General features: G+C 70.9%; 16 protein-coding genes. 3 read left to right on the forward strand and 13 right to left on the reverse strand.

The features are described from left to right. The 3 genes from EAD98_RS07250 to pafA all read right to left on the reverse strand — a co-directional run. The coding region (locus EAD98_RS07250; protein ID WP_121653321.1) for an oxalate decarboxylase family bicupin at positions 1–1141 on the reverse strand (1141 nt) is incomplete at its 3' end. Between the two features lie 204 nt (positions 1142–1345). Continuing rightward, positions 1346–1540: a hypothetical protein gene (locus EAD98_RS07255; protein WP_121653281.1), complete on the reverse strand. Its 195-nt coding sequence runs from the start codon at positions 1538–1540 to the stop codon at positions 1346–1348. A 67-nt stretch (positions 1541–1607) separates the two neighbouring features. Beyond that, positions 1608–2966 carry a Pup--protein ligase gene (gene pafA / locus EAD98_RS07260; protein WP_089021075.1) on the reverse strand — a complete coding sequence of 453 codons (1359 nt, stop codon included), beginning with the start codon at positions 2964–2966 and terminating at the stop codon, positions 1608–1610. A 183-nt stretch (positions 2967–3149) separates the two neighbouring features. Here pafA and rfbB point away from each other — a divergent pair, with 183 nt between their 5' ends. Further along, positions 3150–4148 (forward strand): dTDP-glucose 4,6-dehydratase, encoded by a 999-nt coding sequence (gene rfbB / locus EAD98_RS07265; RefSeq protein ID WP_121653282.1) that lies wholly within the window; start codon positions 3150–3152, stop codon positions 4146–4148. A gap of 70 nt (positions 4149–4218) precedes the next feature. On the opposite strand, the gene prcA is transcribed toward rfbB, so the two are convergent. From prcA to arc, 6 genes are all read right to left on the reverse strand, one after another. Beyond that, positions 4219–5046 (reverse strand): proteasome subunit alpha, encoded by an 828-nt coding sequence (prcA, locus tag EAD98_RS07270; protein WP_121653283.1) that lies wholly within the window; start codon positions 5044–5046, stop codon positions 4219–4221. A 60-nt stretch (positions 5047–5106) separates the two neighbouring features. Further along, complete coding sequence (gene prcB, locus EAD98_RS07275) at positions 5107–5946, reverse strand: proteasome subunit beta (RefSeq protein ID WP_199723326.1); 840 nt, start codon at positions 5944–5946, stop codon at positions 5107–5109. Then, complete coding sequence (locus EAD98_RS07280; protein ID WP_121653285.1) at positions 5865–6551, reverse strand: endonuclease VII domain-containing protein; 687 nt, start codon at positions 6549–6551, stop codon at positions 5865–5867. Before EAD98_RS07280 ends, prcB begins: the two co-directional genes overlap by 82 nt. A gap of 22 nt (positions 6552–6573) precedes the next feature. Beyond that, on the reverse strand, positions 6574–6789 hold the full coding sequence (locus tag EAD98_RS07285) for a ubiquitin-like protein Pup (protein ID WP_088993750.1): 216 nt from the start codon (positions 6787–6789) through the stop codon (positions 6574–6576). Positions 6790–6906: 117 nt separating this feature from the next. Then, positions 6907–8424 carry a depupylase/deamidase Dop gene (dop, locus tag EAD98_RS07290; protein ID WP_121653286.1) on the reverse strand — a complete coding sequence of 506 codons (1518 nt, stop codon included), beginning with the start codon at positions 8422–8424 and terminating at the stop codon, positions 6907–6909. A gap of 185 nt (positions 8425–8609) precedes the next feature. After that, positions 8610–10391 carry a proteasome ATPase gene (gene arc, locus EAD98_RS07295; RefSeq protein WP_121653287.1) on the reverse strand — a complete coding sequence of 594 codons (1782 nt, stop codon included), beginning with the start codon at positions 10389–10391 and terminating at the stop codon, positions 8610–8612. 178 nt (positions 10392–10569) lie between these two features. On the opposite strand from arc, the gene EAD98_RS07300 reads away from it, so the two are divergent. Further along, on the forward strand, positions 10570–10860 hold the full coding sequence (locus EAD98_RS07300) for a ferredoxin (protein ID WP_074309704.1): 291 nt from the start codon (positions 10570–10572) through the stop codon (positions 10858–10860). A gap of 46 nt (positions 10861–10906) precedes the next feature. On the opposite strand, the gene EAD98_RS07305 is transcribed toward EAD98_RS07300, so the two are convergent. The 4 genes from EAD98_RS07305 to EAD98_RS07315 are packed head-to-tail and all read right to left on the reverse strand — an operon-like array spanning position 10907 to position 13797. Then, positions 10907–11479, reverse strand: a complete 573-nt coding sequence (locus EAD98_RS07305) for a hypothetical protein (protein WP_121653288.1) — start codon at positions 11477–11479, stop codon at positions 10907–10909. Next, positions 11476–11622 carry a hypothetical protein gene (locus EAD98_RS30880; RefSeq protein WP_158609775.1) on the reverse strand — a complete coding sequence of 49 codons (147 nt, stop codon included), beginning with the start codon at positions 11620–11622 and terminating at the stop codon, positions 11476–11478. The genes EAD98_RS07305 and EAD98_RS30880 overlap by 4 nt, the downstream gene beginning before the upstream one ends. 22 nt (positions 11623–11644) lie before the next feature. Next, positions 11645–12598 (reverse strand): tRNA (adenine-N1)-methyltransferase, encoded by a 954-nt coding sequence (locus EAD98_RS07310; protein WP_121653322.1) that lies wholly within the window; start codon positions 12596–12598, stop codon positions 11645–11647. A gap of 44 nt (positions 12599–12642) precedes the next feature. Then, positions 12643–13797 carry a site-2 protease family protein gene (locus tag EAD98_RS07315; RefSeq protein ID WP_121653289.1) on the reverse strand — a complete coding sequence of 385 codons (1155 nt, stop codon included), beginning with the start codon at positions 13795–13797 and terminating at the stop codon, positions 12643–12645. A gap of 77 nt (positions 13798–13874) precedes the next feature. Between EAD98_RS07315 and EAD98_RS07320 the strand changes: the two genes are divergently transcribed. Next, a complete protein-coding gene (locus EAD98_RS07320) occupies positions 13875–14789 on the forward strand; it encodes a RecB family exonuclease (RefSeq protein WP_121653290.1) in 915 nt (304 codons plus the stop codon). Positions 14790–14866: the final 77 nt, after the last annotated feature.

The raw sequence follows: 14866 nt of genomic DNA on the forward strand, positions 1-14866 counted from the left end.
GGATTACGGGGCGTTTGTCGCGGGGTAGGGCTTCGATCATCTCCCGAGGCAGGTTGAGGGTGTCCGCGATGACCTGGGGTGGCGTGTTCGCCATCCACTGGGTCAGGGAGATGTCCTCGAACCGGGGCTTGCGGAACATCTCCAGGAAGACCAGCGGCTCATCGCCGAGGTTCTCGATGTAGTGGCCGTAGGCGAACGGCACGTACCCGACGTCACCGGAGCGCATGTCGAAGGTGCCCGCCACACCACTGCTGGCGAACACGCCCATCCGGCCGTGCCCGGAGAGGTAGTACTGCCACTCGTCGTCGGTGGGATGCCAGTGCAGCTCCCGCATCCCACCCGGGTCGACCTCCACCAGCGCGGCGCAGATGGTGGTGGCCGCGGCGAACTGGGACACGTCGGCGATGCGCACCTGGCCGCCCGGGAACCGCTGCGGCTGCTGCGCGAGCAGACGATGGCTCAGCGTGCGGGGCACGTCCCCGGTCGGGCTCACCACCCGGTCCCGGTCCAGCGGCGGCGGCACCTCCCCGGCGAAGATGTACTTCTCCCGCTCCGGGATCGAGTCGAGCTGCTCGGGCCGCCAGCCGAAGTTCTTCGCCAGCACGTCCTTCGGGGTGTGCGCGAAGAAGTCGCTGATCAGGAACGTGCCGTTCTCGGTGAACGCCCCGTCGTCGAAGACCAGCAGGAACTCGACCCCCTCGTCGAGGGCCTGGATGTGGTGCGGCACCCCCTGAGGGAAGAACCACAGGTCGCCGGCGCGTACGTCGTCGAGGAAGTTGCGACCCTCCTGGTCGACCGCGCTGATCCGCGCGCTGCCGCGCGACACGTACGCCCACTCGGACTGCTTGTGCCAGTGCAACTCCCGGTACGCGCCCGGTTCCAACGCCATGTCCACGCCGCACAGCTCGGTGGCGACCGGCAGCTCCCGCACGGTGACCTCGCGGGTCCAGCCGCCCCGCTGGATCCGGGTGTGCGCGTCGGAGAAGGAGAACCGCAGATTGGGCAGCGTGCCCGCGTCCGTGCTCGGCGGCGTCAACAGATCCGGGTTCTGCCGGTCCCGGACCACGTCACGCGGCCCGGGATCCTGCCACCCGGCCTGTCCCCTCTGCGGCTGTGGCGTCGACCTGTCCCCGCCCGTCATCGCTCGCTCCCCCTCCGTCGGACCTGCCCGAGGCCGCCGGGCTGCGCCGCTGCGGGCCTCCGGTGGCCGGCGACGGTTACCCGGCCCGCTGGCCCCGTCGGGCCAGCGCTGACCTGACCGGGCCAGCAGGAATCAAGCCGGGACGGCGGTGACTTGGCCGGGTCGGCAGGGATCGGGGCTGGGATCAGGCCGGGACGGCCGGGATCAGGCGAGGAAGATGAGGGCGAGCCAACCGCCCACGATGAGCGCCAGCGTCAGGGCCAGCACCCAGGTCGGCACGGTGTACTCGCCGCGGCGGTTGCGGTCGATCTCGGCGCGGATCTTGTCCCGCCGGCGTTCGACCCAGTTCTGCCGCTCGGTGCCGCGCTCGGGGCGGTCGGAAGGTCCAGAAGTCGTCATGGCGCGCCCAGCCTACCGGGCCGGCCGGCCCCGACGGCGGACACCACCGTCGGGGCCGGCACACCGGTCACATGCTGGCGATCAACCGCTCCACCCGCTCGTCGTACGCCCGGAACGGGTCCTTGCAGAGCACGGTGCGCTGCGCCTGGTCGTTGAGCTTCAGGTGCACCCAGTCGACGGTGAAGTCCCGCCGCTTCTCCTGGGCGTGCCGGATGAACTCGCCGCGCAGCCGGGCCCGGGTGGTCTGCGGCGGGGTCTCCTTGGCCTCGAAGATCTCCGGGTCGGTGGCGACCCGGTCGACCTCGCCGCGGCGCTCCAGCAGCCCGTAGAGGCCACGCCCGCGGCGCACGTCGTGGTACGCCAGGTCCATCTGCGCCACCCGGGGGTGGGACAGCGGCAGGTCGTGCTTGCGCTGGTAGCGCTCGATCAGCCGCAGCTTGCTGACCCAGTCGATCTCCCGCGAGACCGGCTCCAGGTCACCGGTCTCGACCGCGTGCAGCACCCGGCCCCACAGCTCGACGACCCGCTTGGCCGCCTGGTCGCCACCGCGGCGCTCCACGAACTCGGTGGCCTTGGCCAGGTACTCCTGCTGGATGTCCAGCGCGCTGACCTCCTTGCCGGAGGCCAGCCGCACCTTGCGCCGGCCGGTGATGTCGTGCGACACCTCCCGGATGGCCCGGATCGGGTTCTCCAGCGACAGGTCGCGCATCACCACCCCGGCCTCGATCATCCGCAGCACGATGTCGGCCGTACCGACCTTGAGCAGCGTGGTGACCTCGTTCATGTTGGAGTCGCCGACGATGACGTGCAGCCGTCGGTAGCGCTCGGCGTCGGCGTGCGGCTCGTCCCGGGTGTTGATGATCGGACGGCTGCGGGTGGTCGCCGAGGAGACGCCCTCCCAGATGTGCTCGGCCCGCTGCGACAGGCAGTAGACCGCTCCGCGTGGGGTCTGCAGGACCTTGCCGGCCCCGCAGATCAACTGCCGGGTGACCAGGAAGGGGATGAGCACGTCGGCGAGTCGGCCGAACTCGCCGTGCCGGGAGACCAGGTAGTTCTCGTGGCAGCCGTAGGAGTTGCCGGCCGAGTCGGTGTTGTTCTTGAACAGGTAGATCTCACCCGCGATGCCCTCGTCGTGCAGCCGCTTCTCCGCGTCGACGAGCAGGCCCTCCAGGATCCGCTCGCCGGCCCGGTCGTGGGCGACCAGGTCGGTCACCGAGTCGCACTCCGGTGTGGCGTACTCCGGGTGCGACCCGACGTCCAGGTAGAGCCGGGCCCCGTTACGCAGGAACACGTTGCTCGACCGACCCCAGGACACGACGCGACGGAACAGATACCGCGCGACCTCGTCCGGGGACAGCCGCCGCTGCCCGCGATAGGTGCAGGTGACGCCGTACTCGGTCTCGAGGCCGAAGATTCGCCGCTCCATGGTGTGACATTAGCCGCCCGGAGGGCCCGTTCGTCACTGTCGGACCACAGGACGTGCCCGAGGGGCGGTCACATACCGGCTGAGTGCGACATTCCGTCCGGCCGCAGACGGGCCGGCCGAGCCGGTGACCGGGTACGACAGGCAGGCCCAGCGGGATGCCGGCTCGCGTAGAGTGCTGAACCCGTGAGAGTCCTCGTCACCGGCGGAGCGGGTTTTGTCGGGTCGGAGTATGTGCGCATGCTGCTGGGCGCGCCGGGGGGCGACGCGGCGCCGTCCGTGAGCGAGCCGGACGTGGTGACCGTGCTGGACAGCTTGGCCTATTCGGGCAACCTCGCCAACCTCGCCCCGGTGCGCGACGACGCCCGGCTCCGCTTCGTGCACGGTGACATCCGCGACCCCGCTGTGGTCGACGAGGTCGTCCCCGGGCACGACGTGATCGTGCACATCGCCGCCGAGTCCCACGTCGACCGCTCGATCGCCAGCGCCGCACCGTTCGTCACCACCAACGTGCTCGGCACCCAGACGCTGCTCGACGCCGCGCTGCGGCACGGCACCGGCCGATTCGTGCACGTCTCCACCGACGAGGTCTACGGCTCGATCGAGTCCGGGTCCTGGACGGAGACCTGCCCGGTGGCGCCCAACTCGCCCTACTCGGCCTCGAAGGCGGGCTCCGACCTGCTGGCGCTGGCCTACCACCGCACCCACGGCATGGATGTCGTGGTCACCCGCTGCTCCAACAACTACGGGCCCTACCAGTTCCCCGAGAAGCTCATCCCGCTGTTCGTCACCAACCTGCTCGACGGCGACACCGTCCCGCTCTACGGCGACGGCGGCAACGTCCGCGACTGGCTGCACGTGCACGACCACTGCCGAGGCATCGCCCTCGTACAGCAGCAGGGCCGCGCCGGCGAGGTCTACCACATCGGCGGCGGCACCGAACTGACCAACAAGCAGCTCACCGCCCGGCTGCTGGAGGCCTGCGACGCCGGCTGGGACCGGGTCGTGCCGGTCGCCGACCGCAAGGGCCACGACCGCCGCTACTCGCTCGACACCACCAAAATCTCCACCGAGCTGGGGTACGCCCCAAGCATCGACCTGGAACGGGGACTGGCCGCGACGGTGCAGTGGTACCGGGACAACCGGGCCTGGTGGGAGCCTCTGCGGCAGACGCGAGCCAGCTGAGCCGTCCGTGCACGCCGACGGCGTGGACGCGGCGGCAGCCACGCCCCCGGCGCTGTCGGCCGCGACGGATCTACTCGGCCCCCTGCGTGCCCGACTTGTCCTCGAGATCGGCCGACCCGGCGGACGACGTGGGCTTGTGCGCCTCCTCGGTCGGCGACGTCGGCGTCTCGGCACGATCCCCGGCCGGCGGCACCTCGGCGCCCCCGTCCAGCAGCGACGTCAACGCCGCGCCGGTGATCCGGCGGAAGGTCCGCCCGACGCGCCGGCGGTCCAGCACCGCAACCTCAAGCTGGTTCGCGGCGATCGTGCGGGCCGCGCCGCCCTCCCCGCCGACGGTGCTCAACGCCTGCACCGCCACCTTGACCGCCTCGCCGAGCGACATGTCCGGTCGGTGGTTGGACTTCAGCACGCCGGTGATCGCCTCGGCCTGCCCGCCCATCGCCATCCGCCCCGGCTCGTCGTTCACCGAACCGTCGTAGGTCAGCCGGTACAGCTCGTCGTCGTCCGCGCTGGCCCCGACCTGCGCCACGCAGATCTCCACCTCGAACGGCTTCGACTGCTCGGTGAAGATCGCGCCCAACGTCTGCGCGAACGCGTTGGCCAGGGCCCGGCCGGTGACGTCCCGCCGGTCGTAGCTGAGCCCGTTCAGATCGGCCATCCGCACGCCGGCCCGCCGCAGGTTCTCGAACTCGTTGTACCGGCCGACGGCCGCGAAGCCGATCCGGTCGTAGATCTCGCTGACCTTGTGCAGGGCGCTGGAGAGGTTCTCCGCGACGAAGAGCACCCCGCCGGCGTAGCTGAGGACCACCGCGCTGCGACCCCGGGCGATGCCCTTGCGGGCCAACTCGGAGCGGTCGCGCATGATCTGTTCGGGCGAGGCGTAGAACTGCATGGCCACGGTGGCGGTTCTCCTTACGGCGCTGTGCTGACGACTGCTGACTGGTGGGGGTGGGCGGGGTCAGCCGCCCGGGTTCTCCATCCGGCCGGAGACCACGCCCTCGGCGATCGCCGCCGTCTCGGCGTCGGTCAGCCGACGGGTGCCCTCGGCGGTCGCGGTCATCACCACGGGGTAGATCCGTCGGGTCAGGTCCGGGCCGCCGGTCGCGGTGTCGTCGTCCGCGGCGTCGTAGAGCGCCTCGACCGCCAGCCGGGTCGCGTCGTCGACGGACAGGCCGGCCCGGAAGCGCTTCTTCAACGCGGACTTGGCGAAGAGCGAGCCGGAGCCGATCGCGTCGTAGCCGGTCTCCTCGTACGGGCCGCCGGTCACGTCGAAGCTGAAGATCCGGCCGGCCCGCGCCGGGTCGGCGCAGGCGAGGTCGAAGCCGGCGAAGAGTGGCACGACCGCCAGCCCCTGCATGGCGGCGCCCAGGTTGCCCCGGATCATCGACGCCAGGCGGTTGGCCTTGCCGTCCAGCGAGAGCATGGCGCCCTCGATCTTCTCGTAGTGCTCCAGCTCCACCTGGAACAGTCGCATCAGCTCGATGCCGATGCCCGCGGTGCCCGCGATGCCGACCAGCGAGTACGCGTCGGCCGGGTGCACCTTCTCGATGTCGCGCTGGGCGATCAGGTTGCCCATGGTGGCCCGTCGGTCGCCGGCCATCACCACACCGCCGTCGGCCGCGATGGCCACGATGGTGGTCGCGTGCGGCGCCAGGTCGGCGGCCATGCCCGGCGGCAGCGGCCGTCGACCGGGCAGCATCTCGGGCGCCACCCGGCTCAGGAACGTGGTGAAGGAGGACGTCCCCGCGTTGGTGAACACATCTGGTAGACGCCCGGATGGATCAAAGCCCGCTGCCACGTGGTTCCTCTCAGGTACGTGATCGCCCTGGCCAGCCTCATGGGACTGTCACGGAACTGGCCAAGACCACCGTTGCAGTTGAAGCAGAGTATCCCGCGCACCCATCCGGTGCGATGATCGTGGTCCAGATGTTCCGGATCGGGGCGCTCACAGATGGCGCACACCCCGCCCTGCTCGGCGAGGAGCTCATCGAACTCCTTCTGCCCCACGCCGTAGCGCCGCCGCAGGTGGTACTCGCGGCTACCGCCGTGCAGACGGAGCTTGCTCTCCTTGCCCTTCTCGTTGTGGCAAGGCTTGCAGTATCGGCCGTAGCCCCCACGGCCGGAGCGGTTCCTCGGAAAGTCGGCGAGAGGCTTGACGACGCCGCAGTCCGGGCATCGGCGGTGCCCCTCCGGCACTACCAGCAGCTGGCGCACATCCCTGCCCTGCTGCTCCTTCAGACGTTTGGCATAGCTGGCCTTCGAGCGGACGTTGAAGCACGGCTTGCAGTAGCTGCCGCGACCTTCCGGCCGCCTGCTGTTGGCACAGAATTGATCGAGCGGCAGCCACTCGCCACAGTCTCGGCAGCGGCGGCGGCCGTCCCGGTCATCCGAGGGACGAGGCATGTCCGAATTGTGCTGCTATGCCCTACTCGCCCCCTTTTTGGACATAGCCCCTCACAAATTCCTCTGCATTCTCCTCAAGGACGGAGTCGATTTCGTCGAGGAGGTCGTCGACGTCCTCGGTGATCTCGGCGTGCCGCTCGGCCACCTCGGGGTTGGCCTCGGTGGTGACGTCCTCGATCTCCTCGCCCTGCCGGGACTTGCCGGACTGCGACTGACCGCCGCTGTCACGAGTGGCCATAGCTGCCTCCTCTAGATCGCCTGGCATGAAATCTACCCCGTGGAAGCGACAGAAAGCCCCCGCGTCAGCCGTGTTCGGGTGGCACCGATCGCCGATCCCCAGCGGGCGCGGCGCCGCTCACCGGCCGGTCAGCGTCTCCAGCAGGTCCTTGGCGCTGGCGCAGCGGTCGAACAACGCCCCCACGTGCGCGCGGGTGCCCCGTTCCGGCTCCATCATCGGCACCCGGACCAGCGACTCCCGGCCCACGTCGAAGATCACCGAATCCCAGCTGGCGGCGACCACCTCGGAGGCGTACTGCGCCAGGCAGCGACCGCGGAAGTAGGCCCGGGTGTCCTCGGGCGGCTCGGTCATCGCGGTGCGCGTCTCCTCGTCGGTGAGCAGCGTCTTCATCGCGCCCCGGGAGACCAACCGGTGGTAGAGGCCCTTCTCCGGCCGGACGTCGGAGTATTGCAGGTCGACGAGCTGGAGCTTGTGCGCGCCCCAGCCCAGCTTCTCGCGCTCCCGGTAACCCTCCAGCAGCCGCAGCTTCGCCACCCAGTCCAGCTCGTCGGCGCAGAGCATCGGATCGCGGCCCAGCCGGTCCAGCACGCTCTCCCAGCGGTCGAGGACGTCGGTGGTCTGCTCGTCCACGTCCGTGCCGTAGCGGTCGTCGACAAAGGACCGGGCGCGCTCCAGGTAGGCCCACTGCAGGTCCAGCGCGGTGAGCCGGCGGCCGTCGCGCAGCCGCATCCGGTGGGTCAGGGACGGGTCGTGGCTGACCGCACGCAGCTCACTGACCGGGTCGGCGATGCCGAGGTCCGAGCCGAGTGCCTTCTCCTCGATCATGCTGAGGATCAGCGCGGTGGTGCCGACCTTGAGGTACGTGGAGATCTCCGAGAGGTTGGCGTCGCCGATGATGACGTGCAGCCGGCGGTACTTGTCGGCGTCGGCGTGCGGCTCGTCCCGGGTGTTGATGATGGGGCGCTTGAGTGTGGTCTCCAGACCCACCTCGACCTCGAAGAAGTCGGCGCGCTGGGAGATCTGGAAACCGCTCTGGCCGCCGTCCTGGCCGATGCCGACGCGGCCGGCGCCGCAGACGATCTGCCGGGTGACGAAGAACGGCGTCAGGTACGCCACGATGTCGGCGAACGGGGTCTGCCGGCGCATCAGGTAGTTCTCGTGCGCGCCGTAGCTGGCGCCCTTGTTGTCGGTGTTGTTCTTGTAGAGGTGGATCGGCTGGCTGCCGGGGATGGTGGCGGCCCGGCGGGACGCCTCGGCCATCACCCGCTCGCCGGCCTTGTCCCAGCGCACCACGTCGCGCGGGTTGGTCACCTCGGGAGTGGAGTATTCCGGGTGGGCGTGGTCGACGTAGAGCCGGGCGCCGTTGGTGAGTATCACGTTGGCCAGGCCGAGATCCTCGTCGGCGAGGGCTTCGGCGGGGTCGTAGGCGGCCCCGGAGTAGGTGAAGCCGCGGGCGTCGCGCAGCGGCGACTCCTCCTCGTAGTCCCACCGGGCCCGCCCGCCCCGGTTGAGCTCGGGGCGTGCTCCGTACGCGTTGACCACCTGGGATGAGGTGACCATCGGGTTGGCTCCGGCCTGGCCGGGCACGGAGATGCCGTACTCGATCTCGGTGCCCATGATCCGTCTTACGCTCATCGACCTACCCGCTTCGCTCGCCCGACCCGGTCCACCGTCATGGTCGAGCGTAGTCCGACAGTTCGGGGACGGGGGCACGCCGCTGCAGCCGTGTCACCGGTGTCGTCGCCGCGCCCGCGTCCACAGGAAACGGCCGGGGCCCGGAACGCGTCGCGTTCCGGGCCCTGGTCGTTGCTACCGGTGGCTCAGAGGTACTGGCCGGTGTTGCTGGCGGTCTCGATGGACCGCCCGGCCTCGGCGCCCTTGCCGCCGGAGACGAGCGTGCGGATGTAGACGATCCGCTCGCCCTTCTTGCCGGAGATGCGGGCCCAGTCGTCGGGGTTGGTGGTGTTGGGCAGGTCCTCGTTCTCCCGGAACTCGTCGACGCAGGCGTCGAGCAGGTGCTGCAGGCGCAGCCCCTTGCGGCCGGAGGTGAGGAACTCCTTGATGGCCATCTTCTTGCTCCGGTCGACGATGTTCTGGATCATCGCGCCGGAGTTGAAGTCCTTGAAGTAGAGGACTTCCTTGTCGCCGTTGGCGTAGGTGACCTCGAGGAAGCGGTTCTCCTCGGTCTCCGAGTACATCCGCAGCACCACGGCGTCGATCATCGCCGCGACGGTGGCCTGGGGGTCTGCGCCGTGCTCGGCCAGGTCGTCCGGGTGCAGGGGCAGCCCGGAGAGGATGTACTTGGAGAAGATGTCCTTCGCCGCTTCGGCGTCCGGCCGCTCGATCTTGATCTTCACGTCGAGCCGTCCGGGGCGCAGGATAGCCGGGTCGATCATGTCTTCCCGGTTGGAGGCGCCGATGACGATGACGTTCTCCAGCCCCTCCACGCCGTCGATCTCGCTGAGCAGCTGCGGAACGATCGTGTTCTCCACGTCGGAGGAGACACCGGAGCCACGGGTCCGGAAGATCGAGTCCATCTCGTCGAAGAACACGATCACCGGGGTGCCCTCGCCGGCCTTCTCCCGGGCTCGCTGGAAGATCAGCCGGATGTGCCGCTCGGTCTCACCGACGTACTTGTTGAGCAGCTCAGGGCCCTTGATGTTGAGGAAGAAGCTGGTGTGCTTCTCCTTGCCCTGCCGCTCGGCGATCTTCTTGGCCAACGAGTTGGCCACCGCCTTGGCGATCAGCGTCTTGCCGCAGCCGGGCGGGCCGTAGAGCAGGATGCCCTTGGGCGGACGGAGCTGGTGCTCACGGAACAGGTCCGCGTGCAGGAAGGGCAGCTCCACCGCGTCGCGGATCTGCTCGATCTGCGACTGGAGGCCACCGATGTCGGTGTAGCCGACGTCGGGCACCTCCTCCAGGACCAGCTCCTCGACCTCGCTCTTCGGGATCCGCTCGTACGCGTACGCCGAGCGGGGCTCGATCATGAGCGAGTCGCCGGCCCGGATCGCCGAGCCGATGAGCGTCTCGGCGAGGTGCACGATGCGCTCCTCGTCGGAGTGGGAGACCACCAGCGCCCGGTCACCCGGCCCGCCGCCCGGCCCCTCCAGGATCTCCTTGAGCATCACCACCTCGCCGACCCGCTCGTAACCGAACGCGTCGACGATGTTGAGCGCGTCGTTGAGCAGGACCTCCTGGCCACGGCGCAGCTCGGCCACGTCGAGCGAGGGCGAGACGGCGACCCGGAGCTTGCGGCCACCGGTGAACACGTCCACCGTGCCGTCGTCGTGTTTGGCCAGGAAGACGCCGTAGCCACTCGGCGGTTGTGCGAGGCGGTCGATCTCCTCCTTGAGCGTCACAATCTGCGTGCGAGCCTCCTTGAGGGTGCTCACCAGCCGGTCGTTGTTCTCGGTCAGCCGCGCCAACTGTGCCTGGGTGGCCGCCAGCCGCTCTTCGAGCTGCCGGACGTGTCGGGGGCTTTCGGTCAACTTGCGCCGCACCAGGGCGAGTTCCTCTTGAAGAAACGCGACCTGCGTGGAGAGATCGTGGGCTTCCTTCTCCCACCGTGCGGCGCGCGAGTCCGCGTCGTCGCTGCGTGCCACGTCCCACCTCCCCGGGGGGCTTGAACGTTCTGCCCTAACACTAGCCGCTATGAGGCCGATTCGGTCCCACGCAACACCCTCGTCACCGAACCTTGATCGCCAAGGGTGGCCTGGCGGGCCGGTACCGGCGTTCGGGTACCGTCGGACCGTACGACGGGAGAACATGGGGGGTGCTCCGGTGGCCGAGGTCGCGACCGACCAGTTGCAGGTCTGGGTGGACCAGGATCTCTGCACGGGCGATGGGCTCTGCGTCCAGTACGCGCCAGAGGTGTTCGAGTTCGACATCGACGGCCTGGCGTACGTCAAGGGCGCCGACGGTGAGCTGCGGATGGCGCCGGGCAGCCGGGTCGACGTGCCCGAGCACCTGCGGCTCGAGGTGATCGACTCCGCGAAGGAGTGCCCGGGCGACTGCATCCACGTCGTGCGCGGCGACGGTGTCGAGGTCGCCGGCCCCGACGCCGAGGACTGAGCCACCCGCCGGGTGCCGGCCGCCGGCGCGGCCCCGGGGGTGACGCTCAGAGCATCGGTCGGCCGACCACCGAGGCGACCAGCCGGGCGAACTCTTCCAACCGGGCGATCTGCCCGGCCCCGCCGTCGTCGAGGGTCTTGCCGAAACGCAGCGCGTCGTGCCGCGGCGCGCCGACGATCTCCTCGCTCGGCGGCGCCTCGTCCAACGAGGTGAGCAGCAGGTACACGTCGATGCTGTCGACCCGGATCTCGCCGCTGTCGGTGCGGTTGAGCCGGCGACGACAGCCGACCTCGGTGACGGTGGAGACCGGCACCACCCGCAGCGACGACGTCATCGACCCCGGTGGGCCCTCCGTGGGCGGCACGTCCTCGCCGTGCCAGAGGATCAGCCTGCTGCCGTCGCAGACCACGACCTCCTGCCACACGCCGTTGACCTCGTTGACGAAGCGTTCCAGGGTGAAGCCGAGCACCGACGCGCCGCGCAGCACCCCGCCGAGCGCCTCCAGGGCCACGTCCGGGTCGCGCAGGTAGGCGCGCGCCGCCGACTCCAGGTCCTGGTAGGGCGACCAGTCCGGAAACACCGCGGGCAGATCGCCGCCGCCGTAGCCCGGTCGGCTCATGCCGCCGCCTCCCCCCGCTCGGCGACGCCGACGCCCGGGCGCGGGCCACGCCGGTCGACCAGCGCACCCACACCGACCAGCGCACCCACACCGACCCGCCCGCGTACACCGGCCCGGGCGCGCACACCCGTACGCGCGCTCACGCCGGCCCGCCCAGCTCGATGGTCACGGCCTGTCCTTCTCCCCCGTCGCGTCGGGCTCCACACCTGCCGCCTGCGCGGCGGCCGCCTGCCGGGCCGCCTGCGCCTCGCGCAGGTCCTGCCGCCGCTGCACGTACGCCTCGGTGCCCTTGCTGGGCTTGCGGCGGCGCGGCGGCGCGGTGACCCCGGGGGCCAGCTTGCGCGCGGAGACCAGGAACGCGGTGTGCGCGATCATCCGGTGGTCCGGTCGGACGGCGAGGCCCTCGGCGTGCCAGTCACGCACCAGCGACTCCCAGGCCCGGGGCTCGGTCCAGCCACCGCGCTCGCGCAGCGCCTCCACCAGCTCGGAGAGCTGGGGGGTGGTGGCCACGTAGCCGATGAAGACGCCGCCGGGCACCAGCGCCCGCTCGACCATGTCGAGGGTCTCCCACGGGGTGAGCATGTCCAGGATGATCCGGTCGAAGCCGGTCTCCTGGCACTGCGCGACGTCGCCGACGTGCAGGTTCCAGGCCGGGTGCGGCCCGTTGAAGAACGCCTCGACGTTGCGGCGGGCGATCTGGGCGAAGTCGTCACGCAGCTCGAACGAGTGCAGCTCGCCGTCGGTGCCGACCGCGCGCAGCAGCGAGCAGCTGAGCGCGCCGGAGCCGGCGCCGGCCTCCAGGACCTTCGCGCCGGGGAAGATGTCCCCCATCGCGACGATCTGGGCCGAGTCCTTCGGGTAGATCACCTGGGCGCCGCGCGGCATGGACAGCACGTAGTCCGACAGCAGCGGCCGCAGCGCCAGGAACGCCGTACCGCCGCCGGAGGTGGTCACCACGCTGCCGTCGGGCAGCCCGATCAGCGCGTCGTGCGCCAGGATGCCGCGGTGGGTGTGGAACTCCTTGCCGGGCTCCAGCGTCACGGTGTGCATCCGCCCCTTCGGGTCGGTCAGCTGCACCCGGTCGCCGGGCCGGAACGGCCCGCGGTGCACGGGTGTCAGCGCCGGGGAGGCGGCGTCGGCCGGGACGGTGGAGGGAGTTGCGGTCACGATGTCATCTTCCGGTTGGGTTCGAGGAGCTGCGCGAGGTCCGCGATGTGCAGAACGCCGACGACATCTTCGCCTGCCGTCACCACGTACTGCGCGCCCGGGTGGCTCTGCACGGCCTCCACCACCTGTTCGCCGTCCAGCCCGACCGGCAGCGCGGGGAGCGTGCCCAGCGAGCGGGCGACGGCGTCCACGGCCAGCCACGGGCGGCGGTCGACGGGCACCGCCTCGGCGGCGGCCGGGTCGACCAGCGCGACCGGCCGGCCGGTGGAGTCCGTGACCAGCAGCGCGGCGGCGGGCTGCCCACCGTCGGCGCGCCGGCGCTGTGCCTCGGACAGCGGTGTGCCGGTGGTCACCGGCCAGACCGGCCGGGCCAGGCGGGACAGGTCGATCAGGGGGAACCGGCGACTGACCCGGGCGGACCGGATCGACTGCCCGGCGCCGCGCCAGAGCGTGACGGCGACCAGCAGCATCAGCGGCAGCGCCAACGGCGCCAGGTAGTCGAACACGGTGAGCAGCACGACCAGGGCGACGGTGCCGACGGCGACCACCCGCCCGGCCCAGCCGGCCACCTCGGTGCCGCGATGCCGGTCGCGGGTCAGCCCCCAGACGGCCGCGCGCAGCGCCCGACCGCCGTCCAGCGGCAGGCCGGGCAGGATGTTGAACAGCGCGACGATGACGTTGCTCACCGCGAGCTGGAAGGCGAGCTGGTGGGCCACGGTCCGCTCGGGCAGGGCGAGCGTGGCGGCCACCGCGATGACGCCGAGCACCGCGGAGACCGCGGGGCCGGCCAGCGACACCAGCAGGTCGACCCGGGGCGACGGGGAGTCCCGGTCCATCTCGGTGTAGCCACCGAGCAGTTCCAGGGTGATCCCGCGCACACCGATGCCGTACCGCCGGGCGGTGAGCGCGTGGCCCAGCTCGTGCAGCAGCACCGAGCCGAGCAACGACACCACGAACCCGAAGCCGATCAGGTAGCCGCTGACCTGCGGCAGGTCCAGCTGCCGGCGGGCGAACTCGGCGTACAGGACGGCGACCAGCGCGGCGAGCAGGAGCATCGAGGCGTTGAGGTGCAACGGCACCCCGAAGACCCGGCCCACGTTCAGGCCGCTGCGCCGGTCGGGTCGCCGCGGCGGTCGGGATGTCTGCTCCATCGGGACGATGCTACGGACCGGCGGCGCCCGGGGCGGGTGGCGGTCGGTGTCACACCGGTGCCCTAACCTTTGGCGACATGACGGCGGAACCGGTCACCACCCACCAGTCCCCCTCCCCGGCGCAGGCGCCGCCGACGGTGCGGGCCTCGCTGTCCCCGTCGCGGGCGGCGGATTTCAAGACCTGCCCGCTGCTCTACCGGTTTCGCAGCATCGACCGGCTGCCCGAGCGCACCACCATCGAGCAGGCCCGGGGCACTCTGGTGCACGCGGTGCTGGAGCGCCTGTTCGACCTTCCGGCCCAGGGCCGCACGCCGGCCGCGGCCGGTGACCTGGTGGCCCCGCAGTGGGACCGGATGGTCACCGAGCAACCGGAGCTCGCCGGGATCTTCGACGGCGCGGAGCCGGCCGGGCCGGTGGAGTTCCTGCGTTCCGCCGCGGGTCTGCTGGAGGGCTACTTCGCGGTGGAGGACCCGACCCGGCTGGAGCCGGCCGAGCGGGAGAGTTTGATCTCGGCGGTGGTCGACGAGGAGCTGCTGATCCGGGGTTACCTCGATCGGCTCGACGTGGCGCCGGACGGCGCGCTGCGGGTGGTCGACTACAAGACCGGCGGCGCCCCGCGGGAGGCGTTCGAGGCGCGGGCGCTGTTCCAGCTGAAGTTCTACGCGCTGGTGCTGTGGCGCACCCGGGGGGTGGTGCCCAAGGTGCTGCGGCTGCTCTACCTGCGCGACGCCGAGGTGCTGGACTACGCGCCGGACGCCGATGAGCTGGTCCGCTTCGAGCGCACGGTGGTGGCGCTGTGGCGGGCGATCGAGCAGGCGACCGCCCGGCAGGATTTCCGGCCCCGGCCGAGCCGTCTCTGCGACTGGTGCAGCCACCAGGCGCTGTGCCCGAGCTTCGGCGGCACCCCGCCGCCCTTCCCGGTCGGGGTGGCCGGGGCCGATCCCCTGCGCGACGCCCGGTCCGGTCCGGTGGCGCCGGGCGCCGACGACTGACCTCCGGATCCCCTCGGGTGAGACGTCCACCCGTTCCCGCGATTCGCGCCGGTCACAGCGCCTTGTGACCGGTCGCG

Origin of the sequence: Micromonospora sp. CV4 (assembly GCF_003667455.1) — a bacterium.
Classification (GTDB): Bacteria; Actinomycetota; Actinomycetes; order Mycobacteriales; family Micromonosporaceae; genus Micromonospora.